Source organism: Nonomuraea sp. NPDC049400 (assembly GCF_044466425.1).
Lineage (GTDB): Bacteria > Actinomycetota > Actinomycetes > Streptosporangiales > Streptosporangiaceae > Nonomuraea.
The window spans coordinates 146,081-170,512 of sequence record NZ_JBITMP010000013.1 but is presented as its reverse complement, the minus strand read 5'-3'; the positions used below and the strand labels follow the sequence as shown (position 1 = coordinate 170,512).

27 protein-coding genes and 1 tRNA gene are annotated in these 24,432 nt (G+C 69.8%); 11 read left to right on the top strand and 17 right to left on the bottom strand.

Features of this window, described 5'->3' with window-relative positions:
* Positions 1 to 163: 163 nt before the first annotated feature.
* Positions 164 to 679: a bacterial proteasome activator family protein gene (locus ACIBVN_RS22470; protein ID WP_349452021.1), complete on the bottom strand. Its 516-nt coding sequence runs from the start codon at positions 677 to 679 to the stop codon at positions 164 to 166.
* Between the two features lie 5 nt (positions 680 to 684).
* Positions 685 to 1,641 carry an NAD(P)H-quinone oxidoreductase gene (locus ACIBVN_RS22465; protein WP_397139235.1) on the bottom strand — a complete coding sequence of 319 codons (957 nt, stop codon included), beginning with the start codon at positions 1,639 to 1,641 and terminating at the stop codon, positions 685 to 687.
* A 114-nt stretch (positions 1,642 to 1,755) separates the two neighbouring features.
* Here ACIBVN_RS22465 and ACIBVN_RS22460 point away from each other — a divergent pair, with 114 nt between their 5' ends.
* Positions 1,756 to 3,753, top strand: coding sequence for an AAA family ATPase (locus ACIBVN_RS22460; RefSeq protein WP_397139233.1), 1,998 nt, complete (start codon positions 1,756 to 1,758; stop codon positions 3,751 to 3,753).
* Between the two features lie 60 nt (positions 3,754 to 3,813).
* Here the strand turns inward: ACIBVN_RS22460 and ACIBVN_RS22455 are convergent.
* A tRNA-Ser gene (locus ACIBVN_RS22455) sits at positions 3,814 to 3,900 on the bottom strand.
* 51 nt (positions 3,901 to 3,951) lie between these two features.
* Here ACIBVN_RS22455 and ACIBVN_RS22450 point away from each other — a divergent pair.
* Positions 3,952 to 4,278, top strand: a complete 327-nt coding sequence (locus ACIBVN_RS22450; protein WP_397139231.1) for an STAS domain-containing protein — start codon at positions 3,952 to 3,954, stop codon at positions 4,276 to 4,278.
* Positions 4,279 to 4,284: 6 nt separating this feature from the next.
* Here the strand turns inward: ACIBVN_RS22450 and ACIBVN_RS22445 are convergent, their stop codons facing one another.
* The 6 genes from ACIBVN_RS22445 to ACIBVN_RS22420 are packed head-to-tail and all read right to left on the bottom strand — an operon-like array spanning position 4,285 to position 8,946.
* The gene (locus ACIBVN_RS22445) at positions 4,285 to 5,127 is read right to left on the bottom strand and encodes an NUDIX domain-containing protein (protein WP_397139229.1); all 843 of its coding nucleotides are present in this window, start codon (positions 5,125 to 5,127) and stop codon (positions 4,285 to 4,287) included.
* A 12-nt stretch (positions 5,128 to 5,139) separates the two neighbouring features.
* Positions 5,140 to 5,859 (bottom strand): M15 family metallopeptidase, encoded by a 720-nt coding sequence (locus tag ACIBVN_RS22440; protein ID WP_397139227.1) that lies wholly within the window; start codon positions 5,857 to 5,859, stop codon positions 5,140 to 5,142.
* A 29-nt stretch (positions 5,860 to 5,888) separates the two neighbouring features.
* A complete protein-coding gene (locus ACIBVN_RS22435; RefSeq protein WP_397139225.1) occupies positions 5,889 to 6,392 on the bottom strand; it encodes a universal stress protein in 504 nt (167 codons plus the stop codon).
* A gap of 39 nt (positions 6,393 to 6,431) precedes the next feature.
* Positions 6,432 to 6,734 (bottom strand): hypothetical protein, encoded by a 303-nt coding sequence (locus ACIBVN_RS22430; protein WP_397139223.1) that lies wholly within the window; start codon positions 6,732 to 6,734, stop codon positions 6,432 to 6,434.
* Positions 6,731 to 7,144, bottom strand: coding sequence for a hypothetical protein (locus ACIBVN_RS22425; RefSeq protein ID WP_397139221.1), 414 nt, complete (start codon positions 7,142 to 7,144; stop codon positions 6,731 to 6,733). Before ACIBVN_RS22425 ends, ACIBVN_RS22430 begins: the two co-directional genes overlap by 4 nt.
* Positions 7,141 to 8,946 carry an MDR family MFS transporter gene (locus tag ACIBVN_RS22420; RefSeq protein WP_397139219.1) on the bottom strand — a complete coding sequence of 602 codons (1,806 nt, stop codon included), beginning with the start codon at positions 8,944 to 8,946 and terminating at the stop codon, positions 7,141 to 7,143. The genes ACIBVN_RS22425 and ACIBVN_RS22420 overlap by 4 nt, the downstream gene beginning before the upstream one ends.
* A gap of 95 nt (positions 8,947 to 9,041) precedes the next feature.
* On the opposite strand from ACIBVN_RS22420, the gene ACIBVN_RS22415 reads away from it, so the two are divergent.
* The 4 genes from ACIBVN_RS22415 (at position 9,042) to ACIBVN_RS22400 (ending at position 13,361) form a co-directional block, all read left to right on the top strand.
* Positions 9,042 to 9,611, top strand: a complete 570-nt coding sequence (locus tag ACIBVN_RS22415) for a TetR family transcriptional regulator (RefSeq protein WP_397139217.1) — start codon at positions 9,042 to 9,044, stop codon at positions 9,609 to 9,611.
* A gap of 148 nt (positions 9,612 to 9,759) precedes the next feature.
* Positions 9,760 to 11,073 carry a glycoside hydrolase family 6 protein gene (locus ACIBVN_RS22410; RefSeq protein ID WP_397139215.1) on the top strand — a complete coding sequence of 438 codons (1,314 nt, stop codon included), beginning with the start codon at positions 9,760 to 9,762 and terminating at the stop codon, positions 11,071 to 11,073.
* A gap of 102 nt (positions 11,074 to 11,175) precedes the next feature.
* Positions 11,176 to 12,156: an LLM class flavin-dependent oxidoreductase gene (locus ACIBVN_RS22405; RefSeq protein WP_397139213.1), complete on the top strand. Its 981-nt coding sequence runs from the start codon at positions 11,176 to 11,178 to the stop codon at positions 12,154 to 12,156.
* Between the two features lie 80 nt (positions 12,157 to 12,236).
* Positions 12,237 to 13,361 carry an amidohydrolase family protein gene (locus ACIBVN_RS22400; protein ID WP_397139211.1) on the top strand — a complete coding sequence of 375 codons (1,125 nt, stop codon included), beginning with the start codon at positions 12,237 to 12,239 and terminating at the stop codon, positions 13,359 to 13,361.
* A 25-nt stretch (positions 13,362 to 13,386) separates the two neighbouring features.
* Here ACIBVN_RS22400 and ACIBVN_RS22395 read toward each other — a convergent pair whose 3' ends face one another.
* Positions 13,387 to 14,037: a macro domain-containing protein gene (locus tag ACIBVN_RS22395; RefSeq protein ID WP_397139209.1), complete on the bottom strand. Its 651-nt coding sequence runs from the start codon at positions 14,035 to 14,037 to the stop codon at positions 13,387 to 13,389.
* A 192-nt stretch (positions 14,038 to 14,229) separates the two neighbouring features.
* Between ACIBVN_RS22395 and ACIBVN_RS22390 the strand changes: the two genes are divergently transcribed.
* The gene (locus ACIBVN_RS22390) at positions 14,230 to 15,855 is read left to right on the top strand and encodes an ADP-ribosyltransferase domain-containing protein (protein WP_397139207.1); all 1,626 of its coding nucleotides are present in this window, start codon (positions 14,230 to 14,232) and stop codon (positions 15,853 to 15,855) included.
* Between the two features lie 22 nt (positions 15,856 to 15,877).
* Here the strand turns inward: ACIBVN_RS22390 and ACIBVN_RS22385 are convergent, their stop codons facing one another.
* A complete protein-coding gene (locus ACIBVN_RS22385) occupies positions 15,878 to 16,300 on the bottom strand; it encodes a winged helix-turn-helix transcriptional regulator (protein WP_397139205.1) in 423 nt (140 codons plus the stop codon).
* A 50-nt stretch (positions 16,301 to 16,350) separates the two neighbouring features.
* Between ACIBVN_RS22385 and ACIBVN_RS22380 the strand changes: the two genes are divergently transcribed.
* On the top strand, positions 16,351 to 16,746 hold the full coding sequence (locus ACIBVN_RS22380; RefSeq protein ID WP_397139204.1) for a pyridoxamine 5'-phosphate oxidase family protein: 396 nt from the start codon (positions 16,351 to 16,353) through the stop codon (positions 16,744 to 16,746).
* 24 nt (positions 16,747 to 16,770) lie between these two features.
* Positions 16,771 to 17,610: a haloalkane dehalogenase gene (locus tag ACIBVN_RS22375; protein WP_397139202.1), complete on the top strand. Its 840-nt coding sequence runs from the start codon at positions 16,771 to 16,773 to the stop codon at positions 17,608 to 17,610.
* Positions 17,611 to 17,637: 27 nt separating this feature from the next.
* On the opposite strand, the gene ACIBVN_RS22370 is transcribed toward ACIBVN_RS22375, so the two are convergent.
* From ACIBVN_RS22370 to ACIBVN_RS22350, 5 genes are all read right to left on the bottom strand, one after another.
* On the bottom strand, positions 17,638 to 18,855 hold the full coding sequence (locus ACIBVN_RS22370) for a VWA-like domain-containing protein (protein WP_397139200.1): 1,218 nt from the start codon (positions 18,853 to 18,855) through the stop codon (positions 17,638 to 17,640).
* Between the two features lie 8 nt (positions 18,856 to 18,863).
* Positions 18,864 to 20,120 (bottom strand): AAA family ATPase, encoded by a 1,257-nt coding sequence (locus ACIBVN_RS22365; protein WP_397139198.1) that lies wholly within the window; start codon positions 20,118 to 20,120, stop codon positions 18,864 to 18,866.
* A gap of 77 nt (positions 20,121 to 20,197) precedes the next feature.
* Complete coding sequence (locus tag ACIBVN_RS22360; RefSeq protein ID WP_397139196.1) at positions 20,198 to 21,655, bottom strand: hypothetical protein; 1,458 nt, start codon at positions 21,653 to 21,655, stop codon at positions 20,198 to 20,200.
* A 151-nt stretch (positions 21,656 to 21,806) separates the two neighbouring features.
* On the bottom strand, positions 21,807 to 22,484 hold the full coding sequence (locus tag ACIBVN_RS22355; protein ID WP_397139194.1) for an SDR family NAD(P)-dependent oxidoreductase: 678 nt from the start codon (positions 22,482 to 22,484) through the stop codon (positions 21,807 to 21,809).
* Positions 22,485 to 22,743: 259 nt separating this feature from the next.
* Complete coding sequence (locus ACIBVN_RS22350; RefSeq protein ID WP_397139192.1) at positions 22,744 to 22,941, bottom strand: hypothetical protein; 198 nt, start codon at positions 22,939 to 22,941, stop codon at positions 22,744 to 22,746.
* Positions 22,942 to 23,003: 62 nt separating this feature from the next.
* Here ACIBVN_RS22350 and ACIBVN_RS22345 point away from each other — a divergent pair, with 62 nt between their 5' ends.
* Positions 23,004 to 23,588: a DUF2975 domain-containing protein gene (locus ACIBVN_RS22345; RefSeq protein WP_397139190.1), complete on the top strand. Its 585-nt coding sequence runs from the start codon at positions 23,004 to 23,006 to the stop codon at positions 23,586 to 23,588.
* A complete protein-coding gene (locus ACIBVN_RS22340; RefSeq protein ID WP_349451995.1) occupies positions 23,588 to 23,827 on the top strand; it encodes a helix-turn-helix transcriptional regulator in 240 nt (79 codons plus the stop codon). The genes ACIBVN_RS22345 and ACIBVN_RS22340 overlap by 1 nt, the downstream gene beginning before the upstream one ends.
* 130 nt (positions 23,828 to 23,957) lie before the next feature.
* Here ACIBVN_RS22340 and ACIBVN_RS22335 read toward each other — a convergent pair whose 3' ends face one another.
* Positions 23,958 to 24,431, bottom strand: coding sequence for a carboxymuconolactone decarboxylase family protein (locus ACIBVN_RS22335; protein ID WP_397139188.1), 474 nt, complete (start codon positions 24,429 to 24,431; stop codon positions 23,958 to 23,960).
* Position 24,432 lies beyond the last annotated feature (1 nt).

The window sequence follows — 24,432 nt, the reverse complement described above, 5'->3', positions numbered from 1 at the left end:
AGCAGGCGCGTGCGCCACTACAGATAGCTGCGTTCAGCAGTTATCTGCAGCAGGCGCTCTGCGCCGCTACGGATGGCTGCGTTCAGCAGCTATCCGCAGTTGGCGCTTGCGCCACTACGGATGGCTGCGTTCAGCAGTTATCTGCAGCCGGCGCTCTGCGCCGCTACAGGTACGGCCCCGAGCCGCCGGGCGGCCTGTGCTGGTCGTCGCCCTGCGGCACACCGGGCAGCGCCCTGCGCATCTGCTCCAACTGGGCACGGGCGGCCATCTGCTGCGCGAACAGCGTGGTCTGGATGCCGTGGAACAACCCTTCGAGCCAACCGACCAGCTGGGCATGCGCGATGCGCAGCTCAGCCTCGCTCGGCGGCGCGCCGTTCTCCTCCGTGAACGGCAGCGACAGGCGCTCCAACTCGTCGACCAACTCCGGCGCCAGACCGTCCTCGAGCTCCTTGATGGAGGACTCGTGGATCTCCTTCAACCGCTTGCGGCTGGCCTCGTCGAGGGGAGCCGCCCGGACCTCGTCGAGCAGCTGCCTGATCATGCTGCCGATCCGCATCACCTTGGCGGGCTGCTCGACCAGGTTCGTGACCGATCGATCATCGTCACCGCTATCGCCCTGACCTTGGAAGTCAGGGCCCACCACCACGATGTGGGGGGTGTTGTTGTCCTCAGCATTCATAACACTCACCGTACTAGCAGGATCTTGCCGACGTGCTCCCCCGAATCCATCATTCGGTGCGCTTCAGCGGCATCTGGCATCGGCACTTTCGCGTGCACCACAGGGCGCACCGCTCCCGCGCCGACGAGGGGCCACACGTTCTCCACGACACTACGCACGATGGCGCCCTTCTCGTCCACGGGACGGGAGCGGAGCGTCGTGCCGTGGACGGCGGCGCGCTTGGCGAGCAGGGCCGACAGGTCGACCTCGGCCTTGCGGCCGCCCTGCAGCCCGATGATCACCAGCCGGCCGCCGGTGCGGAGCGCCTGGACGTTTCCCGCGAGGTATTTGGCGCCCATGATGTCGAGGATCACGTCCGCGCGTACTTTGTCGGAGAAGTCCTCCTCGCGGTAGTTGATGACCTCGTCCGCGCCGAGCGCCCTGACGCGCTCGGCCTTGGCCGCCGAGCCGACGGTCGTGACGACGTACGAACCGAGCGCCTTGGCCAGCTGCACGGCGAACGTGCCGATCCCGCTGGCGCCGCCGTGCACCAGCAGCGTCTCGCCCCTGCGCAGCCGCCCGACCATGAAGACGTTGGACCACACCGTGCACGCCACCTCCGGCAGCCCGGCGGCCTCCACCAGCGCCACCCCGTCGGGCACCGGCATGACCTGCTGCCAGGGCACGGCTACGCGCTCAGCGTAACCGCCGCCTCCCAGCAGCGCGCACACCTCGTCGCCCGGCTTGAAGTGCTCGACGTCCGCGCCGACCTCGGCCACCACGCCGGAGACCTCCAGCCCCGGGTACGGGGGCGCGCCGGGCGGCGGATCGTAAAATCCCTGTCTCTGTATGACATCGGCCCGGTTGACGGCCGAGGCGGCCACGTCGATGAGCACGTCTCCGCGCTCGACACGGGGCTCCGGCACCTCGTGCCACTCCAGCACCTCGGGTCCGCCCGGCTCGGCGATCTCAATGGCTCGCATGCGAACTACGGTAGCCGGGCAAAGAAGTTGTGGGTTGCCAGGCTCCCCGGTAGCCCGTGGCGTTAATCTGCAAGGTATTTGCTGCCCCTTTAGACCCACCCGAGGGGGAACACGGTGGCAAGACACGATCGAGAGGAATCGCTGGAGGAACAGCTGGCCTGGCTCGACGCGATCAAGGAGACGGAGGAGACCCCCGTCTCTGTAAGCGCACCGGCAGCTGCTTCCGATGAGCCGATCTCCTCGCCGTACCCCCAGGACCCCTGGCGGCTGGTCCCCGCGCAGCAGGACACGCCGACGCCTCCGCTGTTCCGCGCGGCCGTCGACTCCGTGTACGGCGCCGCGGCGGCCGAGGACCTTCCCGAAGGCGAGAGCGAGGCGGCTGAGTGGCTCGGCAAGGCCAGCACGGCGATGAAGGAGCCGGCGACCCTGCCGCCGAGCGTGGAGGACGACCCCTTCCACGCCCCGCTGAAGCCGTTGCCGCGTCCTGACGACACCGACACGTACACGCTGTCGTTCACCCCGCCAGAGACGGCGGAGGAGAAGGCCACCGCGGAGCAGGCCGCAGGCGAGGCGGAGGAGGCGTCCTGGACGACGGTGCCCGAGTGGGCGCGTGCTCCCGAGCCTGCCGCGGAGGAGCCGGAGGCGTCCGCCGCCGAAGGCGGATCCGCCGCGGAGGAGGACGACGACGAGGCCGCCTGGGCGGACACCTCCCCGAGGAACGAGCGGCCGCAGTGGCCGGAGCCGTCGGACACCCTTCCGGCGATCCAGCCCCCTCAGTGGGCGGAGCGGGACAGCTCCCCGGAGGACGAGCGCTCCCAGCACACCGAGCCCGAGGAACGGCCCTCGTGGGCGGAGACGGCCAAGCAGGACAAGTCGTCGTGGACGGAACCGGCCAAGCAGGACAAGCCATCGTGGACGGAGCCGCACGAGCAGGAGAGGTCGTCGTGGACCGAGCCGCTCCTGCCGGAGCCTTCCGCGCAGCAGGAGCCGCTCCACCAGCCCGAGCGTCCCCACCAGCCTGACCGTCCCCACCAGCCCGAGCCTCCGCACCGGGAGGAGCGCCCGCAGTGGACCGAGCAGCACGAGTGGCGCCCCGCGGAGCGCGAGATCCCGCCGCAGCGCCTCCGCCGCCCGGCCCCGATCCCGGTGTTCACCGCCCCGCCGCGCCCCCCGGTCGCCGGACGTCCCACCGCGGACAGCCTGGACCCGGAGTCCCTGCTACGCGGACGGCGTAACGCCCCCTCCAAGGGCTGGCGCCGCCTCATCTACAAGGCGTCGGGTGGCTGGATCAAACCGGGCGAGCCCCCGGAGGTACGCCGCCGCCGCGAGCTGGTGACCAGGGCCCGCACCCCGGTCACCGCCGGCCATCACCGCGTGGCCGTGCTGAGCCTGAAGGGCGGCGTGGGCAAGACCACGACCACGGTCGGCCTCGGCGCCACCCTGGCGCAGATGCGCGGCGACCGCGTGATCGCCGTGGACGCCAACCCCGACAGGGGCACCCTGTCCGACAAGCTCGTCCTGGAGACCTCGGCCACCGTGCGCGACCTGCTCAACGAGCGCGACCAGGTCAAGCGCTACGTCGACATCAGGGCGTTCACCTCGCAGGCGCCCTCGCGGCTGGAGGTGCTCGCCTCCGACCGCGACCCGTCGGTCTCCGAGGCGTTCAGCGGCGCCGACTACCAGGCCGTCTCCCAGGTGCTGGAGAACTTCTACTCGATCTGCATCACCGACTGCGGCACCGGCCTGCTCCACTCCGCGATGGGCGGCGTGCTCGGCCTGGCCGACCAGATCGTGCTGGTCAGCTCCCCGTCCGTGGACGGCGCCAGGGCGGCGTCGGCGACGCTCGACTGGCTGGAGGCGCACCATTACGCCGACCTGGTGAAGAACGCGACCGTGGTGCTGTGCAGCGTCCGCCCGCGCTCGAAGTCGGCGGTCGACATCAAGAAGCTGGAGGCCCATTTCGCCGCCAGGTGCCGCGCGGTGATCCGCGTGCCGTACGACCCCCACTTGGAGGAGGGCGCGGAGATCGACCTCGATCGGCTCCAGGAGCCGACCAGGGACGCCTACCTGCAGCTCGCCGCCTGCGTGGGCGACGGCTTCGCGGGGCAATGAGAAACCTGCTACGTGGACTGCCGAGGCACGGCAGTCACGTAGCAGGCTTTCGTCCGTCGGCGGAGGGTGTGGGATTCGAACCCACGAGGCCATCGCTGACCTGGCCGCTTTCAAGGCGGCTGCACTCGTCCACTATGCGAACCCTCCCGTGCGGAAACCACGATAGCGGCTGCAGTGACAGCGGTGTACGTTCAGGAGGTGGCGGATCTCAACGTTGAGGTGGAGCGCGGCGACGCGGCAGTGCTCGTACGCCTCGACGGTGACCTGGACAAGCTCACCGCGCCACAGCTCAGGGAGTGCCTGGGGAAGTTGCTCTCCGAGGGGCGGGTGAGGGTCGTCATCGACACGGAGGAGCTGGAGTTCTGCGATTCCAGCGGCCTGTGGGCGCTGGTGGAGCACCAGCGCCGGGTCGCCGCGCAGGCAGGTTCGTTACGACTGGTCGGCGTGCACGGGGTGCTGCAGCGCGTGCTCGACGTGACGGGACTCAAGGCAGCCTTCGACGACGTGCTCAACGCGGAGCGATAAGGGTCACTAGCCGAGTTGTGACAGCAGCCACTTGGGGCCGACGGTCTCGGCGCCCAGCTCGTGCACCCGTTCCCGCAGCCCGCGATCCGCGGTGACGACGAGCACGCGCTCCCATGGTCTGGCCTGCCGCACCACGTCCACGATCGCGTCGTCCCCGCTCCCTGTGGCCGCGACCACCTGAACCCCTGGCACAGCCGGCGCGCTCCTGGCCGCGCCCTCCACGACCGCCACGACGCGCGGGAACCACTGCGCCAGGACGGGATGCGTCAGCCGCAGCTTCGACACGTCCTCGAGCAGCCGCGTCGCCGCCCCCAGCCGGTCGTGCCACCAGCCGTGCTCGGCCCGCGCGCCCACGATGTTGGCCACGTCGAGCACGATGATCTCCGGCCTGATCTCGCCCTGGATGTCGTCCCAGGTCGCGGCGAAGCCGGGATGCAGCCGCCGGTCGGTGACCTCCGGCAGCGGCAACCAGCGCAGCTCGCTGCTCTCGCTGTTGGCGGGCGCCGCGGCCAGCAACTCGGCCGCCTCGGCGATCACCGTCTCGAACGCCCACCCGCCGTGATCGTCACGGTAGACGCCCTGCACCCGCAGCCCGTCGCCGGCGAGCGCCGCCTCTTCGCGGGCCTCGCGCAGTGCGCTGGTGACGGTGTCCTCGTGGCTGTCGCGCGCCCCGCCCGGCAGCCCCCACGTGCCGCCGTGGTGGCTCCACCAGGAGCGCTTCTGCATGAGCACATGCGGCACGCCGAGGTCGTCATGGTGTACGACGAGGAGCCCGGAGGCGCCATGCAGGCCCCAGTGCCTGTGGCCTTGGGAGCACTCGGTCCAGCCGTCACCGTCCTTGGCCGCCATGGAGTGATTCTCTCAGCCTCCGCTCTTGCTGAAATGCTGCAGGTCCTTGGCGCCCGACCAATAGCCGCCCCACTCCCAGCCGACCTGAGCGAAGGCCTTTACCACCTTGTCACCAGGATTTATTACACCTTTCCCCTTCATGGGGCGCTTTGTGAACTTCTTGGATGCTTTGTGCGCTGTTTCGCCACTTGCGGTGATATATGGGTTAACGAGGGGATTGACGTCTATCGCTTCCCCGTACGCGTGTTTGGACCAGTTACTTGACCCGGTCGCCTGGCGGCAGTTGAACGCCGAGGTGTTGTTGGCCTCGATCGAGTCGAAGTCGTCGCCCTTGTACACGTCCACCAGCTTCATCCGCTCGATGGGCCAGCGCCAGCCGTACAGCTTCCTGAAGACCGTCACGATGTCGTCGGTGACCGTCTTGCGCACCACCAGCTCCCCGGTGTGCGGCTTGTTGTCGAAGCCCCAGTACGTCATCGTGATCAGCCGCAGGTCGCTGTAGTGGACCGGGCAGCCGGGACGCCACGAGTACGGCAGGCGGTCGCGGGAGACCTTCGAGACCTTGGCGCTGAACGCCGGCGGAGCCGTCGGACTGGGTGTGGGTGTGGCCGATTCGGCCGGCTGGTGCGCGGGAGCGGGCACCGTGGATGAGGAGCCCGTTGTGGCAGGCGCCTGCGTCCCGCACGAAACGGACGCGAGCACCACGAACGCCATGGCGGCAGCACGTTTCATCTCGCCACCATATGCGACGTTCAAGCAGCTCAAGGCACTATCAGCACAGTATGGCGAGCCCTTTTCGCAAGCCCGACCGCCACCGAGCCGTGCCAGGTGGAGCGCGAGCGTCCCACCACGATGGCGTCGGCCATATATGCGCTGGCCAGCGTCTCCAGCTCGCGCGCCGCGTCGCCGCGCACGCTGACGAACTGCCATGGCACGCCCGCGCCCTTCAACTCGTCCTGCAGGTCCTCGCTCAGATCGGTCGCCGCGTCGGGGATGATCGGCGACCCGGCGAAGAACCACAGCGCGGCGCTGTTGAGCGATTCGACGAAAGCGATGAGCAAGGAGGCCTGGTCTCTGCGGGCCAGCCCGGCCGCGTAGGTGCGGACTCCGTCCGCTACCTGCGGTGGATCGCTGGACGCGGTCCACCGTACGCGAGCGCGTTGCGGCTCGGGCCCGATCCGTCGAAGCCCACCACGAGCAGGCCGGCGCCGTCCTTGCCGATTTCGAACTGCCCCGCGGGGAGCCTGCCGGTCAGAGGCTCCCATCCGGGGTCTGTGTCACCGCCGAACACGGCACGTCTCGCGTCAGTTTTCGGAGTGTCGTGATGGACCCGCAGCGGAGCGAGGACGTCCATCACGGCCTCCCGAGCGGAGCTCGGCAGTCAGCCCGTCGCGGCGGGCCAGCTCGCGCAGGGCGTCGGCCGCGTAGATCACGAGAGACAGGAACGAGATCGCGGCGATCGAGCCGCCGAGCCACAGGTCGTTGACCGTCGCGTCCACGTAGGTCGCGCCCCTCGCCTGGTAGCCGACCGCGAACGGCGCGGCGACCAGCCACAGGCCGCCCAGGAACAGCAGGACGAGGGCGGAAACGCCCAGCTTCGCCTTCATCGGTTCTCCTCCACTCCGACCAGGGACGTCTTGCCGTTCCTGCGGTGCTCACCGGAATTGTTGAGGTCCTCGCGCAGCGCCTCGACGAGCGGCGCCAGCAGGCTCGCCAGCTCGGCGGACGACGCCTGAGGCGCCGTCGGCGCGGGCTCGGGCTCCGGCTCGGGCCGGCGCTGACGTACGACCACCAGGCCCCGCGTCACGAGCTCCTCGTAAATGGCCGCAACGAAGCAGATCGCGCCGATCAGCCCCACGACGGCCACGCCCAGACCGGTGAAGAACTCGGATTGGGTGGCGTTCGTCCAGTCGGCGTTCTCCGGCTGGGTGCCGAGCGCGAAGGGCGCGATCATCAGCCACAGCCCGGCCAGCACGGCCAGGGCAGCCGCGACGGTGCCCACAAACTTGCGAATCATTGTGAGATTCCTCCTGTTACGAGGTCTTTCTGCGGGGGCACGGCCTGGGCGATCAGGGCGCGCGAGGTGGGCCGCAGCACGGTGTGTGCGACCGACCTGGCCCGCTCGCGTTCCGTGCGACCGTCCGGCGGCGCCATCTTGGCGACCGCGGTGAGCAGCGCGGAGCGTTCGCCGTTCGCCCGCTCGATGCGCTGGGCGATGAGCTCGAGCAGCAGCCCGGCAAGGACGAGGTCGTCCTTGCTGAGCGGCTTCTGCGCCGGGGGCGGCGTCGAGGAGCCGCGCAGCGGCAGCTCCTTGAGGTAGATCGTGGCCACGAACCCGATCAGCGCGATGGGCACGCCCACCATGAACACGGTCTCCAGGCCCCGCGTGAACGCTTCCAGCACGATGTGCTTGATCGGCTCGGGCAGTTGCTGGATGGCTCCCGGGCTGCCGAGCTTGACCTCCCCGCCGCCGGGCAGCGCGATGTGCGCCGCCCTGAGCATGTCGGCCATCTCGTCCTTGAGACGGTTCGTCAGGATCGCGCCGAACGCCGCCACGCCGACGGCGCCGCCCAGCGAGCGGAAGAACGACACGCCCGACGTGGTCGAGGCCATGTCGCGCAGCTCCGAGCCGTTCTGGGCGGCCAGGATGAGCATCTGCATGGACAGTCCGAGCCCGATGCCCAGCACCGCCACGTCGAAGCCGATGAGCCACTCGCTGGAGTCCACGTGCAGCTTGGACAGCAGGAACAGCCCGACGGCCACGATCAGCAGGCCCGCGACCGGGAAGATCTTCCACTTGCCGGTCTGGGTGACGATCTTCCCGGAGATCACGCCGGCCAGGAACAGCGCCACCACCATGGGCAGTGTCATCAGACCGGACTGGGTGGGGGTGAGGCCCTTGACGATCTGCAGGTACTGCGGCAGGTAGATCATCGCGCCGAACATCGCCATGCCGACGAACAGCGAGGCGAGGCTGGTGAGCACGAACGTGCGGTTGCGGAACAGCCGCGGCGGCAGGATCGGGTTGCGCGCGGTCCGCTCGGCCACCACCGCCAGGGCCAGCATGAGCAGGCTGAGCGCCGCCAGGAAGTACGTCCAGAACGAGTTCCACTCGAACTCGACGCCGCCCAGCGTCAGCAGCAGCATGAGCGAGCTCGCGCTGGCCGTGATCGTGGTCGCGCCCCAGATGTCGATGGAGGTGCTCCGCCTGACCTTCGGCAGCTTCAGCACCTTCTGGATCACGATGAAGGACACCACCGCGAAGGGCACCACGACGTAGAAGCACCAGCGCCAGCCGAGCCAGTCGGTGTCCACCAGGAATCCGCCGAGCAGCGGCCCCGCGACCGTGGAGATCCCGAAGACCGCGCCCATGTAGCCGGAGTAACGGCCGCGCTCGCGGGGCGAGACGATGTCTCCCAGGATCACCTGCGCGAGTGCCGACAAACCACCCACGCCAAGGCCCTGCACGGCCCGTGCCGCGATGAGCTGCCCGATGTCCTGCGACAGACCGGCCACCAGCGAGGCCGCCACGAACAACCCCAACGCGGTCTGGAAGAGGAGCTTGCGCCCGAACAGGTCGGACAGCTTGCCCCACAACGGCGTGGAGACCGTCATCGTCAACATGGTCGCCGAGGCGACCCATGAGTACTGGTCCTGACCGCCGAGCTCCCCCACGATCGTCGGCAGCGCCGTGCCCACCACCGAAGTCGAGATCATCGACGTGAGCATCGCGAGCATGAGCCCGGACATGACCTCGAGGATTTCGCGGTGGGTGTACTGCCGCCTCGCGGGGGGTGCGGCCTGCGCCTGCGCTACCACTTCACCACATCCCCTTACTACAGCTTTACTCAATGGAGTATACGTGCGTTTACTAGCCGCGCGGCAAGTGGGGTCCGGTTGAGTAGAGTGCGAGCATGGACGCCCAGGTGACGGACGCCCGGCCGCGCGACCGCGAGGCCACCCGCGAGCGGATCTTGCGTGCGGCCCGCACGTTGTTCGGCGAGCACGGGTACGAGCGGGTGACCGTCCGGATGATCGCCGCGGCCGCGGACGCCAACATCGCCCTGGTGGGACGTTATTTCGGCTCCAAGGCCGGCCTCTTCGGCGCGGTCCTGGAAGGCGAGCCGACCATCCGCGACCTGTTCAGCGGCGACTTCGAGAGCCTGCCGCGGCGGCTGGCCGAATACGCGGCCGAGCGCATGGAGCACCCGCCGGAGAGCCCGATCCTGCGCACGCTTGAGCGCTCGGCGGGCCACCCCGAGGTCCAGGCGGTGGCCCAGGAACGCCTGCTCACGGCCGTGCTCCACCCGCTGGAGGAGCTGCTCGGCGGCACGGACGCGCACGCCAGGGCCCGCATGGCCACGGCGGTCTTCCTCGGCATCGGCGCCATGCGCCGCCGCCTCGGCCCCGAGACGCCCACCCCCGCCGACGTCGACCGCCTGACCGCGGTCTTCGAGGCGTGCCTGAAAGTTTCACCTGCCTAGACGGCCCTGGCCTGGGGATATGCCGCGAGCAGCGGTCGGATGTCTTTCAGTGGGCTGTGACGGCTACCTACCATCCGAATGTCGGTGGGAGCGCTCCCACGGCTACGGCATGACGGACGGAGTGAATTCCATGTCTCGCAGAAGGCCCATGTTGGCGGTGCTCCTCGCGGCGGCCGCCATGGCCGTGGCGGGGTCGGTCGTCCTCTCCTCGACCACCACCGCCGCGGCCGCCGACTCCGCTTTCTACGTGGATCCGCAGACCAACGCGGCCAAGTGGGTCGCCGCGAACCCCAACGACAGCCGTACCCCGGTGATCAGGGACCGGATCGCCGCCGTGCCCCAGGGCAGGTGGTTCGCCACGTACAACCCCTCCGCCGTGCGGAGCCAGGTCGACTCGTACGTCGGCGCGGCCGCCGCGGCAGGCAAGATCCCCATCCTGGTCGTGTACGAGATGCCGAACCGCGACTGCGGGGGCGCCAGCGCGGGCGGCGCGCCGGACCACGCGTCGTACCGGGCCTGGATCGACCAGGTCGCGGCGGGTCTCGGTGGCCGGCCCGCCACGATCGTGCTGGAGCCGGACGCGCTGGCCATCATGTCCAACTGCATGAACTCGGCGCAGCAGGCCGAGGTCAAGGCGTCCATGGCTTACGCGGGCAAGAAGTTCAGGGCGACGTCGTCGCAGGTGAAGGTGTACTTCGACATCGGGCACGACGCGTGGCTGTCCGCCTCGGAGGCCGCCTCCAGGCTGGTCGGGGCCGACGTGGCCAACAGCGCCGACGGCATCGCGGTCAACACCTCCAATTACCGCTCCACGCCCGGGCTGGTGTCGTACGCGAAGAGCGTCATCGCGGCGACCGGCGTGTCCAGGCTGAAGGCGGTCATCGACACCAGCCGCAACGGCAACGGGCCGCAGGGCAGCGAGTGGTGCGACCCGCCGGGCCGCGCGACGGGCACCTGGAGCACCACCAACACGGGTGACTCGGCGATCGACGCCTACCTCTGGGTCAAGCTGCCGGGCGAGGCCGACGGGTGCATCGCGGCGGCCGGGCAGTTCGTGCCGCAGCGGGCGTACGACCTGGCCATGGCCGCCGCACCGCCCACCGTGACCCCCACGGTGACCCCGACGGTCACTCCCACTGTGACGCCGACCACGGGGCCGTCGGGCTGCGCGGCGACGTACAAGGTGACGAGCCAGTGGCAGGGCAACTTCCAGGGTGAGGTGACCGTGAAGAACACGGGTTCGTCCGGGATCTCCGGATGGAAGGTCGGCTGGACGTTCCCGAACGGGCAGACGATCTCGCAACTCTGGAACGGCAACCTCTCGGGCAGCGGCACCGTCACCGTCACGAACCTCAACTGGAACGGCGCACTGGCGGCCGGCGCGACCACCACGTTCGGCTTCGTGGCCAGTTGGAACGGCCAGAACGGCGTCCCGTCGCCGGTGACCTGCACGGCCTCCTGAGACCCGATGGGCCCCGGTCGAGGGGCCCATCGGCGAAATAACGGCGCCTTCGCGGCTGTTGCACAGTGCCAGGTCACACCGCTCTGCGAAAGGCGCGTACTCATGGCTCTGCCGCTGTCCATCCTTGATCTGGCGATCATCGGCGAGGGCGAGACGGCGGCCGACAGCCTCGCCGGCAGCGTGGCCCTGGCCCAGCGGGCCGAGGACCTGGGTTACCGGCGGGTCTGGTACGCCGAGCACCACAACATGCCGAGCATCGCGTCCTCGGCGACCAGCGTGCTCATCGCCCACGTCGCCGCCCACACCCGGACGATCCGCCTCGGAGCGGGCGGCGTCATGCTCCCGAACCACTCGCCGCTGACCATCGCCGAGCAGTTCGGCACCCTGGAGACCCTGCACCCAGGACGCATCGACCTCGGTCTCGGCCGGGCACCGGGCAGCGACCAGCAGACCCTGCGCGCGCTGCGGCGCACCCCGTCGTCCGCCGACTCGTTCCCGCAGGACGTTCTGGAGCTCCAGGGCTACCTCGCGGGCGAGTCCCGGATCCCGGGCGTGGACGCCACGCCGGGCAAGGGCACGAACGTGCCGCTCTACATCCTCGGCTCCTCGTTGTTCGGCGCCCAGCTCGCCGCCGCGCTGGGGCTCCCGTACGCGTTCGCCTCCCACTTCGCGCCCACCGCGCTGGAGGAGGCCGTGGCGCTCTACCGGCGCGACTTCAAGCCGTCCGCGCAGCTCGACCGGCCGTACGTCATCGCCGCGCTCAACGTGATCGCGGCGGACACGCCGGAGGAGGCACAGGAGCAGTTCCTGGCCTCGAAGCGGCTGAGGGTGAGCAGGTTCCTGGGGCGGGGGCGCACGTTCACGACGGAGGAGGCCGACATGATCCTCGAGTCGCCGGCTGGGCAGCAGATCGTGCAGATGGCCAAATACTCGGCCGTCGGGGACCCGGCGGAGGTCAAGGACTATGTCAACCGGTTCGCCGAGCACGCCGGGGCGGACGAGCTGATCGTCGCCTTCTCCGCGCCCGACAGGAAGGCGGGGCTGCGCTCGGCCGAGCTGCTGGCGGAGGCACACGGGCTCTGAAGGGAGCCCGGACACTTCACGTGCCGCCGACACGGAGACCATGCTCCGGAGCGGGGCCCTCGATCTCGCCCACCTAATATGTGACGTACGAGGGCATGGGCATGGTGGACGAGGACGGCCGTCACCGGGAGCGGCTGCACGTGCGAGGCGTCGCGCTGCCGTCGGAGGAGTGGGCCGAGTTCTGGATCGTGGACGGCAGGCTGACGTGCGAGCCGCTGCCCGGCGCCACCACGGTCGTGGACGGAGGCTGGCTGCTGCCAGGGCTCGTGGACGTGCACACACATCCAGGCGCCCGGCGTCCAGGAGAGCCGCTCGACCCGGCGCTGCTCCGGCAGCACGGGCGCGAGCACCTGGCGGCCGGTGTGACGCTCCTGCGCGTGCCTGGTTCGGCCGACCGGCTCCCGACGTGGTTCGGCGCGGAACCGGACCAGCCGCGCGTCGTCTCGGCCGGTCGCTGGCTGGGCCTGCCCGGCATGTTCTACGACGGGTGGACGCGGCACGTCGGCGAGGCGGAGCTGGCGGACGCGGCGGTCGAGGAGGCGCGCGCGTCCGGGGGCTGGTGCAAGGTCTACGCGGATTGGGTGGTCGGCGAGGAGGGGCTCGATGCGCCGCCGCTCCCGGGCCCCCTGCTCGCCGAGCTGACTCGGCGGGTGCACGCCATGGGCGGCCGGGTCGCCGTGCACGCGCAGACGGCGGCAGGCGCCAGGATCGCGGTCGAGGCGGCGGTGGACAGCCTCGAACATGGCCTGGGCCTCGATGCGGCGCTACTGGACCGGATGGCCCGCCAGGGGACGGCCCTGGTGCCCACGTTCACGGTCTGGGAGACATTCGAGCAGGTCGCCCGCTCATCGGGCGCGGAGCGGTTCCGTGCGTGGTTCCGTGCGGCACACGCCCGTCTGGGGCCGCTGGTGTCGGCCGCGTACGAGTCCGGCGTGACGGTGCTGGCGGGGACTGACAGTTACGGGACAACCGAACTCCCGCACGGACGAGTGGCCGGCGAGGTGCGCCACCTGGCGGCGTCCCCCATGCCCGTCGCAGCGGCGATCGGCGCGGCCTCATGGACGGCGCGGTCGTTCCTGGGCTTCCCCGGGCTCGAGCAGGACGCCCCCGCCGATCTGGTCGCTTACGACCTGGACCCCCGCACCGATCTCGCCGTCCTGTACACGCCCGCACGCGTGATCCACCGCGGCCGGATCATCCGCTGAGGGCAGTCGCCAGATCTGGCCGTGTTCACCGGTCGGTGGGCGGCTTGATCCGGACCCGCTCATCCTCGGGGCGGCTCTCGATGTCGTCGAGCTGCTCGCGGATCGTCTTCCGCAGGTCGTCGTAGTCCCGGAAGGAGTAGTCGTTGAACAGGGTGTAGCCGGTCCACATCAGGTTGGCGCACACCCGCGGCGGCACCTTGCCCGTGGCCGCGCCCATGCCGACCAGTGCCACCGACTCGATACTGCCCGGCTCCTTCTCGTTCTGCATGTGGATGGCCTGGAACGCGGCGGCGCACGCCATGGCCACGTTCAGCGTCTCGCTCACGTTCTGCACCGACTGCACCATCGTCGGCGTCGAGATCAGGAACTTCGGGTTGCTGGCCCCGGACGGTACGCACACGGCGCTTCCCACCGGCAGCGATCCTTCGAACTGATCGCGGATCGCCCGCTGGACGCGCAGCTGGATCCCGGCTCCGAGGTGCCGCTTGATGACCGCGTCGACCCCGCCGTCCATCCGTCCGCGGGAGTTGGTCGGGCTGACCCAGGCGTCGACGTGCTCGGAGACCAGCGAGCCCTTGTGGATCTCGACCTCAGGGGTGTCGGCGAAGGCCGCCAGCCACTCCTGCACCACCTTGGCGTTGACGTCCACCAGCACCACCTTGAGCAGCGGCTTCACGTGCTTGACTGTCAATTGCTTGCTCCGGGTGCGGGGGAGGGACGTTTTCCAGCAGGTACGAAGATACCGCGCCACAAGGGCGAACGGGATCTTGCCCCCGACATCGCATCCGCGATCTTCACACGGCACAATTCCCCCCACTTCAGTCCCCCGTGCCGTCACCGGCACGCCTCGCCCTTCCGGGAGCCCACGATGCGTGACGTCAACACCCCCACCTCACCCGAACCGAACGACCCGAACGACCCGCTGGCCCTGGCCGAGCTCTTCCAGAACGGCGGCGAGCCGTGGCTGCCGCTCCTGAAGCCGGTCATCGAGGCACAGCCGGCCGCGGCCACGTTCATCGGTCCTGGCCGAAGCCCGCAGGTCGTGCCCGTACGGGAACTGACCTTCCAGGCGCTCAAGCCCAACCCGCCGCACAAGTGGAAGGTCGTCGTCTTCGGCCAGAACCCGTACCCGCGGGCCGAGAGCGCCACCGGCATCGCCATGTTCGACAACACCTTCCACGACTGGGCCGACAGCCAGTTCGGCAAGGTCATCACCATCCGCTGCATCATCAAGGCGGCGGCGATGTGGAAGCACGGGATCCCCAAGAAGACGCCGATCGCCGACATCCGCAAACTCCTGAAGCAGCACGACACCGTGCAGCCGCCCGAGTGGTTCCAGGCGATGCTCACGCAGGGCGTGCTGCTTCTGAACGCGGCACTCACCGCCAGCAGCGACGGGGCCATGGGCACCGACCAGCACGCCGCGTTCTGGCGACCGGTCGTCGAGAGGCTCGTCGAGGAGATCCTGAAGGCCAAGCAGAACGCCGACGAGAAGGATCGGGGCGTGGTGTTCGCGTGGTGGGGGGTGCACGCCCGCAGCCTGAAAGAGGTCGTACTCCGGCTGCAGAAGAAGTACCCCGAGGTGGAGGTCCGGCACATCGACCACCCCAACCCCGCCGCACAGGGCGACATCTTCTGCGACGGCACCCACTTCGCCGACGTGAACACGGCACTCACGGAGCTCGGTGCCGACGAGATCGACTGGCTGCCCGGCAAGGGGTGGAACACGCTCGCGGCGCAAGCCGGCGGGGCCGACGCGGACACCGCCGACCGCATGGGGGCGTTCATCGCCTCCACGATGGAGCTGCACAAGCTCTACCTCGAACGGCTCGCCAGCGTCAAGGACGAGGGGCTGGAGCTGCCGGCGATCACCGGCGTGTTCGACACCCCGCTCATGGACTTCCGCGAGGCCGTCACCCCGGTGGCCAAGCTGCTGTCGGGGCTCGACTGGCACACGGAGCAGTCGTACCGGTTCGGCGAGAAGCAGTCGGCCGGCGCGACCGACGGCCTGTCCGCGGACGAGATCGCGGCACTCTACCTCTACACCTGCGAGTCGGCGTTCTACCGGCAGATCAACGCCACTCTCCGCAACCCGGACCGCACCCGGATCGTCCCGTACCTCCCGTACCTGCGACTCCTGTTCTCGGCCGTGTCGCGCCTGCCGGCCCGTACGGAACCGCTGTGGCGCGGGGTGTCGCTGGACCTGCGGGCGCAGTACCCGGTCGGCCGGACCGTCACGTGGTGGGGCGTGTCCTCATGTACGTCGAAGCTCGGCGTGGCCCAGGCGTTCCTCGGCCGCCGCGGCAAGCGGACGCTCTTCGAGGTGCACCCCGCGCGGGCCGTGGGCATCCGCAGTTTCTCCGCGTTCACCGGCGAGGAGGAGTTCATCCTCGCCCCGGGCACGCAGCTCAAGGTGACCGACGTGAAGTCCGAGCGCGGCGGCCTGTGCACCGTGACGCTCACCGAACTGGCCGAGCAGCACCTGGTGGCGTGAGCAGCTGAAGGCGTTTCCAGGATCACGCAGGGCGGGGGCGGCGGTCGTCGGCGTCGTACTCCGCCCGGGCCTCCTCGACCTTGCCCATGTTGGCGCCGGCCCAGTCGGCCAGGGCGGCGAAAAGGGGAGCCAGGCTGCGTCCCAGATCGCTGATTTCGTACTCGACCCGCGGCGGCACCTCGGGATGGTAGGTGCGCACCACGAGACCGTCGCGCTCCAACTGCCGCAGCCGCTGGGTCAGCACCTTGGGCGTGATCGTGGTGATGCGCCGCTCCAGCTCCACGAAGCGCTGCCGGCCGTACTCGTTGAGGGTCCAGAGGATCGGGGTGGTCCAGCGGCTGAAGACGATGTCGACGACCGGGGCGATCGGGCAGGCCTGCTCGGGCGCAGCCGGCACGGTCGCCGTCCGGGGCGCGTTGCCGCTCATGCGGATCCCCTCTGACATAGTTACTTTCCTCTAGGTACCTACTATACAAAGGATGCTAGCTTCCCGGCATGACCACGCTGCCGATGCCGGTCTCCGCGGAGCGCTTTCTGGCCGAGCCGCATCTCGCCACCCTGACCACCTTCAGGCCGGACGGGTCTCCCCACGTGGTGGCCGTCCGTTTCACCTGGGACCGCGAGGCGGGACTGGCCCGCGTCATGACGGTCGGCTCGTCCCGTAAGGCCAGGAACCTCCTGTCGGCCCCCCGAAGCCGCGCCGCGCTCTGCCAGGTCGCGGGCTTCCGCTGGATCACGCTCGAGGGTACGGCCACCGTGTCCGGCGACCCGCTGCGCGTCGCCGAAGGAGTGCGGCGATACACCAGGCGCTATTCGTCACCACCGCCCAACCCGCCGGGGCGGGTGGTGGTCGAGATCGCCGTCGACCGAGTGATGAACCTCAACACCTGATTTGTCGTAACAGAAGGGTCTGCCATGCCAACCGCGCACATTCTCGACTCGACGATGTTCTACCGGGAGCTGGGATCGGGAACACCGATGGTCTTCCTGCACGGGAACCCGCACTCGTCCTATTTGTGGCGTCACATCATGCCCGCCGTCGGTGACCCCGGCCGACGCCTCGCACCCGACCTGATCGGAATGGGGGAGTCCGGGAAACCCGGCATCGACTACACATTCAGCGATCACGCCCGCTATCTGGATGCGTGGTTCGACGCCCTGGACCTCGATGACGTCGTCCTCATCGGGCACGACTGGGGCGGCGCGCTCGCCTTCGACTGGGCCGCCCGCCACCCCGGACGCGTACGCGGCATCGCGTTCACCGAGACGATCGTGAAGCCGATGACCTGGGAGGAGTTCCCCGAAGCCGGGCGGGAGCTCTTCAAGGCGATCAAGACGGAGGGGGTCGGCGAGACCATACTCCTGGACGACAACCTGTTCATCGAGGGCAGCGGCCTCCCCGAGGAGGATCTCGCCGTCTACCGCAAGGCGTTCCCCACCCGGGACAGCCGCCTGCCGATCCTTCGATGGGCGCGGTCGATGCCGCTCGGCGGCGAACCGGCTGACGTCGTGGCCATCGTCGAGGCGTACGACACGTGGCTGGCGACCAGCACCGACGTGCCCAAGCTGTTGATCGCGTTCGAGCCCGGCCACGGCGCCATGATGGGCCACGAGATGATCGAGTGGTGCGCCGGCAACATGGCCGCTCTCGAGATCGAAAAGCACGGCGTCGCCGGCCACACCACTCCGGAGGAGCAGCCTCAGGCGATCGCCACAGCCATCGCCGGCTGGATGGGCAGGCACGGGCTGCGCTGAGGCACCGCGTGGCCCCCCGGCCTACCGCTAGCCGATGTGGACCACCCGTGCCCATTCGGGCGGTGTGTCCGGCACGTAATCGGGATCGTCCTCGTCCCACGATCGGGGCGACGTACTCCGCGAGAACAGTCCCACCACTGTCCGGCACGGTGGCCGCGCATCCGGCCAGGGGGTTTGGCCGTCGGTCAGGATCACGATGACGTCTGGCCGCGGCCGGGCCCGCAGCGCCTTGGCGAAGCCCGTACGCAGATCCGTCCCGCCACCGCCCACCAGCGGGATCGCCTCGGCGCGGCACAGCGGCTGCACGACCCGGGCCGCCGCGTCGCACGACAGCACGCTGACCTGGTCGCGCCGGCCGCCGACGGCGTGGACGATCGCGGCGACCTCGAGAAGTGCGCTGCCCAATTCGGCGTCGCTGACCGACCCGGAGGTGTCGATGACCACGGAGACCCGAGGCGGCCTGCGCCGCAGGCTCGGCAGGACGACGCCGGGCAGGCCGGCGGACCGCCGCGACGGCCGGCCGTAGGTGTAGTCCTCACCCGCGCCGGGGCCGGAGGCCGCTGAGCGGACCGCCGCGCCGAGCAGTTCCCGCCACGGCTGTGGCGGGTGAAACGCCTCCTCCGCCCACCTCCGCCACCCCTTCGGCACGTCCCCGGGGCGGGCGGTGATGCCTTCCGCCACCCGGAAGCGAACCGCGTCCCGTTCGTGCGTGCTGAGCCCGTTCGCGCCGTCCGGTCCGAGGTCCCACTCCCGCTCCAGCCCGTCGGCGCCACTGCCGCAGTCCAGCCAGGCCAGATTTTGCGTGTACGGCCCGAGCCGGAACTGGCGCAGGTAGTCCTCCATGAGTTCCCCCTCGGGCAACCCGAGGGTCTTCGGTTCGACGGCGCCCTCGGGCCGGACCAGTCCGTCCCCGAACACGTCGTCGTTGATCTCGCAGTCCGCGGCGATGTTCATCCGCAGGCGGTCGCCCGGTCCGGTCAGTCCCCGCTCCGACGCGACCCGGTCGCTCCGCCCGTGATGGTCGCGCAGCAGGTGGGAGACCTCGTGCACCCATACTCCCGCCAGCTCTTCCACGGGGGTCCGAGCAACGAACGCCGGCGAGACGTAGCATCGCCAGTTTCGGTCCACGGCCATCGTCGGCACGAGTCGTGACTCCACCGGGTGCAGCGCGAACAGCGCCGTCGCCAGGTAGGGCCGAGCCCGGGCGGCGTGCAGCCGGGCGGCGAAGAGCTTGTCCAGGTCCATGCCGGGCGTCATCGACTTTGCCCCGCGGCGACCCGGGCTGCGGCCTTGTCCGCCTGCCTGTTCAAGGACACCACCCCGGCGAGCTTCTCGATCGACGCCGGGACGTCCCAATCCGCGCGGCGCAGCGCGGCGAGTGTGCTCGCGGGTACGACCACCAGGTCCGGGGCTCCGGTCTCCAACGCTCGTACCAGCAGCGTCCACGCCGCGTCCCAGCGGGACTTCTCCGGCCGCTTCCTGACCGCCTGCACCACGCCGTCGAGCACGGCTTGGCGCAGGTCTCCCCGCTCCGGCAGGTCGGCCGCCGCCGGGTCGGCCAGCAGCACCTCAGGGTCCGGCAGGTCCATCCGGTCCAGCCCGGCCAGCAGTTCCAGCCCAGGACCGTCCCCTACCGTGCCCCTGACCAGCATGGACAGCACCTCCCTGGACGTGTTCGCCGCGGTGGCGAACGCGATCAGTCGCAGAGCCATCTCCCAACTGCGCGGTGAGGGCCACGGGCCGCCCCTGCGGGCTTCGTCGTTCGGCAGCCGATGCACGAGGGCGGGGCGGGCGGCGAGGAGCCCGCACACTGCGCGCCGGGCGAACGTCACGGCCTCTGGCAACCGATCTGGGTCGAGGCGTGGCAACGATGCCCGTGGCCAGGTCCCGCCAAGGCCGCGCACCACGACCTCGTGGTCATGAATCCACTGCAGATGAACGAACCGGTTGGCCAGAGGCGCACTCAGCTCCCAGCCGTCGGCGGCGGAGGACCGCGGATTGGCGGCCGCCACGATCCGTACTCCGGCAGGTAGTCGCAAGGCGCCGACCCGCCGCTCCAGCACGAGGCGGAGCAATGCAGCCTGTACGGCCGGCGGTGCCGTGGACAGCTCGTCCAGGAAGAGCAGCCCTCGGCCGGACTGGGCCAGGCGCACGGCCCAGTCCGGCGGGGCCATCGGGACGCCTTGCACTGCGGGGTCGTCACCGACCACGGGCAGGCCGGAGAAGTCAGACGGTTCGTGCACGCTGGCGATCACCGTGGTCAGCGGCAGGTCAAGGGCTTCGGCGAGCTGCTTCAGAGCCGCGGTCTTGCCGATCCCCGGCTCCCCCCACAGCAGCACCGGCAGGTCGGCTGCCACGGCCAGGGTCAGCGCCTCCAACTGTGTGTCGACGCGCGGCTCTGTGGCCGTGTCGTGGAGCAGGGCGAGCAGGTCGGCGGCGACGTCCAGCCGGGGGGCGTGAGCCTGGCCGGCAGTGACAGACGGAGATGCGGGCAGGACGGATGCAGGCATGAGATCACCTCTGAGGTCTGGTAAGTCCGGAACAGGAATGCGGTGAGACAGAGTGCAAGGAGGATGAGGGCAGGCGATCAGCGGTACATCGCGTGGTGCGTACGTGCGCGATCGCCGCGGGAACGGCGGGAACGGCGGCCGGGCCGGGTAGCCGCCGGGCCCTGTCCGAGCTCGGTGATTTCGGCCCGGAACAGCCCGTGGGCGATTCGCCGCAGCGCCGCCATCTCCAACTCGTCCCGAAGGGCGCCCTCGGGCAGCGGCGCACCGGGTCCGAGGAGACCTTCGACGGCGGCCAGAGCGCCAGCGGTGTCGCCGTGGTCCAGGCGTGCACGGACGTCGATGAGACAGTCCGGGTCGCGGTGTGCCTCGTCGATCACCTGCAGGCAGGGCAGCGGGGTGCCGGTCAGCGCGGCCAGCAACTGCTCCCGGCGGACCTCGTCCGGGTCGTGGTCCAGCGGGACGAGCACACCGTCCACGAGACCGATCCGGTGGCGGGCGCCCCGGCACTCGACCAGGCGTGGTCGGCCGTCAGGGCTCAGCGGAACGTCGGCCGTGGAGTGGCCCGGCACGAGCGCCGACGCGACGAGCGGGTGCAGCCGGTCGGCCTCGATCAGCCTGGCGCGAAGCAACGCCAGGTCAGGTAGCGTCCACGTCGCCGCGTCGGGAAGCACCGGCAGCGCGGACCCACCACCCCTCGCGGGGACCTGCGTAATCCGCAGCGCCGGGAGTCTGGAGCCGGCGCCGTCCGCCGCCGGCGCCAGGAGCCTGGAGTCGGCCCCGTCCGCTGCCGGCTCCAGTACCAGTTGACGCCGTCCCCCGAGCCGCACGGCGACCGCCTCACCGGCCCGCCCTTCCGCGCGGAGCAGTATCCGCGCCTCGGCCGCCCACCGGTCCACGGCGCAGCCGCGCAGGTCCGGAGCGGGACGGCTGTCGGGCGGCCGGTCCGCCCCGCGCAGGTCCGGAGCGAGACGGCCGTCGGCGGGCGGCCGGTCCGCCCCCGAGCGGACCCGCAGCTCACCGATCCTGCGGGCGTCCCATAAGTGGCGGTGCAGGTCGAGGCGGAAGCGCCGGTGAGGACGGGGGTGCGGATGCAGACCGATCCCGGCCCGGGTCCCGTCCCACAGCGCCAGGCTGATCCGCTGACCGGCGTCTGCCCAGGCCGGCGGAGTCCGGGCCACGAGGTGCACCGTACTGCCGCCCCCATGCTCCGCCGGGTGATATCGGGCCAGAGAGATGGTCAGGCCCGGGCGCAGCAGCCCGTCCGGCGCGATCCTCGGCATGTGCCAGCGCAGGAGGTCAGGGGCCAGATGGCGGAGATCGGTACGGACGCGGTCCGCGAACTCCTGTCCGTGGGCGTGCGCCGCGGAGCGCAGATTCAGATCGACGTCGACGTGTGCCGCAGCACACGCTCCGGCCCAGTCCCCGTTGGCGCGGCGGGCAGTCGCAGACTCGATCATGGACGGCGGCACGGCGAACTCGCGCACGCGCAGCCAGAAGGAAAGACGGGAATCCTCGTTCACAGTCAAGGAGCGCATCAGCACTCACCTTGCTTGAACGGGACCCCCAATCTGCAGGAGTAGGTACTCATCTTGATCAGCATACAACTCGCGCATTGGATCAGCCAGGCATGAACTGCCGGGGTTTGGTGGTGCCGGGTGCACTTGGAACCGGCCACACCCGTGCGTGTCAGCGCGGCGACGGCAGTACGGACAACTCGCAGGCGTACGCGTCGGCGGGTGCGCTCAGCAGCCAGACGATCATCCCGGCGATCGTCTGCGGTCGGATGCACAGAGCGGGATCGTACGGCCGGCCGAACGCGCTCCTGACCTCGCCCAGCAGGTCAGTCGCCGTCGCGCCGGGATAGAGCGTGGTGACGCGCACCCCGTGGGCAGCCTCTTCCTCGCGCAGCGAATCGGCCAGCTCACGTAACGCCGCCTTGCTGGCGACGAAGGCCGACCAACGAGCGACCCCGGTCATTCCGGGCGCGGCGTTCACGAAGACGACGTGACCGCGGGAGCGCCGTAGCGCGGGCAGCGTCAGCCGTACCAGCTCGGCGGCGGAGGCCACGTTGACCGCCAGCGTGCGTCGCCACGTCTCGGGACCGGCGTCGGCGACGGCTGCAACGGGGGAGATCCCAGCGCAATGCACCAGCGCCTGCACATCTTCCAACTCTCCCGCATCCCCCAGTGCTTCCACCGCGGTGGCCAGCGTCTCGGGCTCGGCGAGATCCGCCTCGATCCCCCGCACGTTCAGCCGCCCGACGTCGCGCCCCACGGCAGTCACCCGATGCCCGGCTTCCACCAGCGCGCCGACCAGCGCCACCCCGATGCCACCGGTGGCCCCGGTCACCAGTACGTGTCCCATGACAGCTCCACGTGCTCGGCGCCACAGCGTGATCATCATACGCTTCACAGCCTGACCACGGTCCTCGGTGATTCTGACGAGTAAGCGCGTGGGGCGGCTCGTGTTCCCGCCGCCGGTCGGGACCGGCCGCCCACGCCGCACGCCTGGCAGAGCGGGCGGCCGGCGGAGCCGATGCCTCCGCCACGTGGAACGGGCTCGGCCACCGTTGCTGGGTGCTGACGGCAGCGGCGCCGGTGGGACGTACGGGCAGGCATGGCGATCAAGCCTCGATCTGTGCTGCGGTCATGCCCTGCTCATGCCGGAGAAGGATGGATCCGATGGAGCTGGCCAGGATGTCCTGGATGACGCTCGGATCGGTGTCCGCCGGGAAACGGCCGGCGTCGCAATCCCTGGTGGGCCCCTGTCGATCGAGCGGCTTGCCATATCGTTTTTCGATGGTATCGTTTCTCGATAACATCGAAAAACGATATGAATTGGAGAGGGCTGATGGCTACACAGCACAGCGCTATCGGACGAGTGGTGCGCCGACCTGCGGTCTTCGCGGTGCTCGTCCTGGTGACCGGGGTGATCGCCGGCATGGTGCTCTACTCGAGGGCCGGATTCTTCGGCCTGACCTACCAGCACGTGGTGGCCCAGTCGCCCGGCATCTACGGCATCAGGCTCGATGAGCCGGCGTTCACGGAGGGCGCCAGACCAGGCGTGGTGGCCTCGGCAAGTGATCTTCAATTCATCGACGGTTCGCCGGAAACCGGCCAGTACGTCCTGCAGGTCCTGACCACCTTCCCGGGCTTCCTGGTGACGGCCGGCGCGTTCTTCCTGCTATGGCGGCTGCTGTGGCGGGCTCGTGACGGCGTCTACCTGCCGCAGGTCGCGCGCCAGGTGCGAGTCTTGGGCTGGTGGTTGCTCATCGGTGGCCTGCTGGCTCCTCAGATGGAGCACTTCGCGATGATGGCGCTGCTCGACACGATGACCGTGAACGAGGCCCACTTCGGGATCAAGGAGATCCCGGTGGTCGTGCCGCTCGTCGGGTTCGGGCTGCTGGCGCTGGCGAACGTCCTGCGTACCGGGGTGCGGATGCGCGACGACCTGGAAGGCACGGTCTGATGTCGCCGGCCGAGACGGACACCCACGCCATCACCGTCCACCTCGACCGGCTCCTGACCGAGCGCGGCATGACGCTCACCGAACTGGCAGACCGGGTCGGGGTGACCGTCGTCAACCTGTCCATCCTGAAGAACGGCCGGGCCAAGGCCATCCGGTTCACCACCCTGACCAAGATCTGTGACGCCCTCGGCTGCCAGCCGGGTGACCTGCTCAGCTATCACCCGGAAAAGGAAAGATGAGCGGACGCATCTTCTTCCTCCATGCGCCGGCTCACCTTCGGCGGTGAGCTCATCGAGACCGGCGCCGGATCCTACCGGCCGCCCCAGACCAGGCCACGAGCCGCGCCCGGCCTGACGCAGACCGGTGTCGCTATCCCCACTGGCCGGGCTGGTAGTCGCCGGCGAGCTGCTGGGTGATGGCGTTCATCCGGTTGTAGGCGTTGATGCAGGCGATGAGGGACACCAGGGCGGCGAGCTGGTCCTCGTCGTAGTGCTTGGCCGCGTTCGCCCAGGCCTCATCGGTGACACCACCGGCGCCGTCGGCGATGCGGGTGCCCTGCTCGGTGAGCTCCAGGGCGGCCCGCTCGGCGTCGGTGAAGACCTTCGCCTCCCGCCAGGCCGCGACCAGGTTGAGGCGCACCGAGGTCTCCCCGGCATGCTCGGCGTCCTTGGTGTGCATGTCGAGGCAGACCGCGCAGCCGTTGATCTGGCTGGCGCGGATCATGCAAAGGAACTGCGTCGCGGCCGGCAGGGTCGAATCAGCCACGGCCTTGCCCGCGGAGTTGATGTACTTCTGGAACTTCGCCCCGACCGGGTTGCCGTAGTAGTTCAAACGGGCACTCATG

Coding starts and splice junctions, on each gene's coding strand:
- ACIBVN_RS22370 (WP_397139200.1), bottom strand. CDS start 18,855: ATGGACCTGGACAAGCTCTTCGCCGCCCGGCTGCACGCCGCCCGGGCT.
- ACIBVN_RS22385 (WP_397139205.1), bottom strand. CDS start 16,300: ATGTCAGAGGGGATCCGCATGAGCGGCAACGCGCCCCGGACGGCGACC.
- ACIBVN_RS22355 (WP_397139194.1), bottom strand. CDS start 22,484: ATGGGACACGTACTGGTGACCGGGGCCACCGGTGGCATCGGGGTGGCG.
- ACIBVN_RS22440 (WP_397139227.1), bottom strand. CDS start 5,859: ATGAAACGTGCTGCCGCCATGGCGTTCGTGGTGCTCGCGTCCGTTTCG.
- ACIBVN_RS22430 (WP_397139223.1), bottom strand. CDS start 6,734: ATGAAGGCGAAGCTGGGCGTTTCCGCCCTCGTCCTGCTGTTCCTGGGC.
- ACIBVN_RS22350 (WP_397139192.1), bottom strand. CDS start 22,941: ATGTTATCGAGAAACGATACCATCGAAAAACGATATGGCAAGCCGCTC.
- ACIBVN_RS22425 (WP_397139221.1), bottom strand. CDS start 7,144: ATGATTCGCAAGTTTGTGGGCACCGTCGCGGCTGCCCTGGCCGTGCTG.
- ACIBVN_RS22360 (WP_397139196.1), bottom strand. CDS start 21,655: ATGCGCTCCTTGACTGTGAACGAGGATTCCCGTCTTTCCTTCTGGCTG.
- ACIBVN_RS22435 (WP_397139225.1), bottom strand. CDS start 6,392: ATGGGAGCCTCTGACCGGCAGGCTCCCCGCGGGGCAGTTCGAAATCGG.
- ACIBVN_RS22335 (WP_397139188.1), bottom strand. CDS start 24,431: ATGAGTGCCCGTTTGAACTACTACGGCAACCCGGTCGGGGCGAAGTTC.
- ACIBVN_RS22415 (WP_397139217.1), top strand. CDS start 9,042: ATGGACGCCCAGGTGACGGACGCCCGGCCGCGCGACCGCGAGGCCACC.
- ACIBVN_RS22390 (WP_397139207.1), top strand. CDS start 14,230: ATGCGTGACGTCAACACCCCCACCTCACCCGAACCGAACGACCCGAAC.
- ACIBVN_RS22365 (WP_397139198.1), bottom strand. CDS start 20,120: ATGCCTGCATCCGTCCTGCCCGCATCTCCGTCTGTCACTGCCGGCCAG.
- ACIBVN_RS22465 (WP_397139235.1), bottom strand. CDS start 1,641: ATGCGAGCCATTGAGATCGCCGAGCCGGGCGGACCCGAGGTGCTGGAG.
- ACIBVN_RS22470 (WP_349452021.1), bottom strand. CDS start 679: ATGAATGCTGAGGACAACAACACCCCCCACATCGTGGTGGTGGGCCCT.
- ACIBVN_RS22405 (WP_397139213.1), top strand. CDS start 11,176: ATGGCTCTGCCGCTGTCCATCCTTGATCTGGCGATCATCGGCGAGGGC.
- ACIBVN_RS22445 (WP_397139229.1), bottom strand. CDS start 5,127: ATGGCGGCCAAGGACGGTGACGGCTGGACCGAGTGCTCCCAAGGCCAC.
- ACIBVN_RS22375 (WP_397139202.1), top strand. CDS start 16,771: ATGCCAACCGCGCACATTCTCGACTCGACGATGTTCTACCGGGAGCTG.
- ACIBVN_RS22380 (WP_397139204.1), top strand. CDS start 16,351: ATGACCACGCTGCCGATGCCGGTCTCCGCGGAGCGCTTTCTGGCCGAG.
- ACIBVN_RS22410 (WP_397139215.1), top strand. CDS start 9,760: ATGTTGGCGGTGCTCCTCGCGGCGGCCGCCATGGCCGTGGCGGGGTCG.
- ACIBVN_RS22340 (WP_349451995.1), top strand. CDS start 23,588: ATGTCGCCGGCCGAGACGGACACCCACGCCATCACCGTCCACCTCGAC.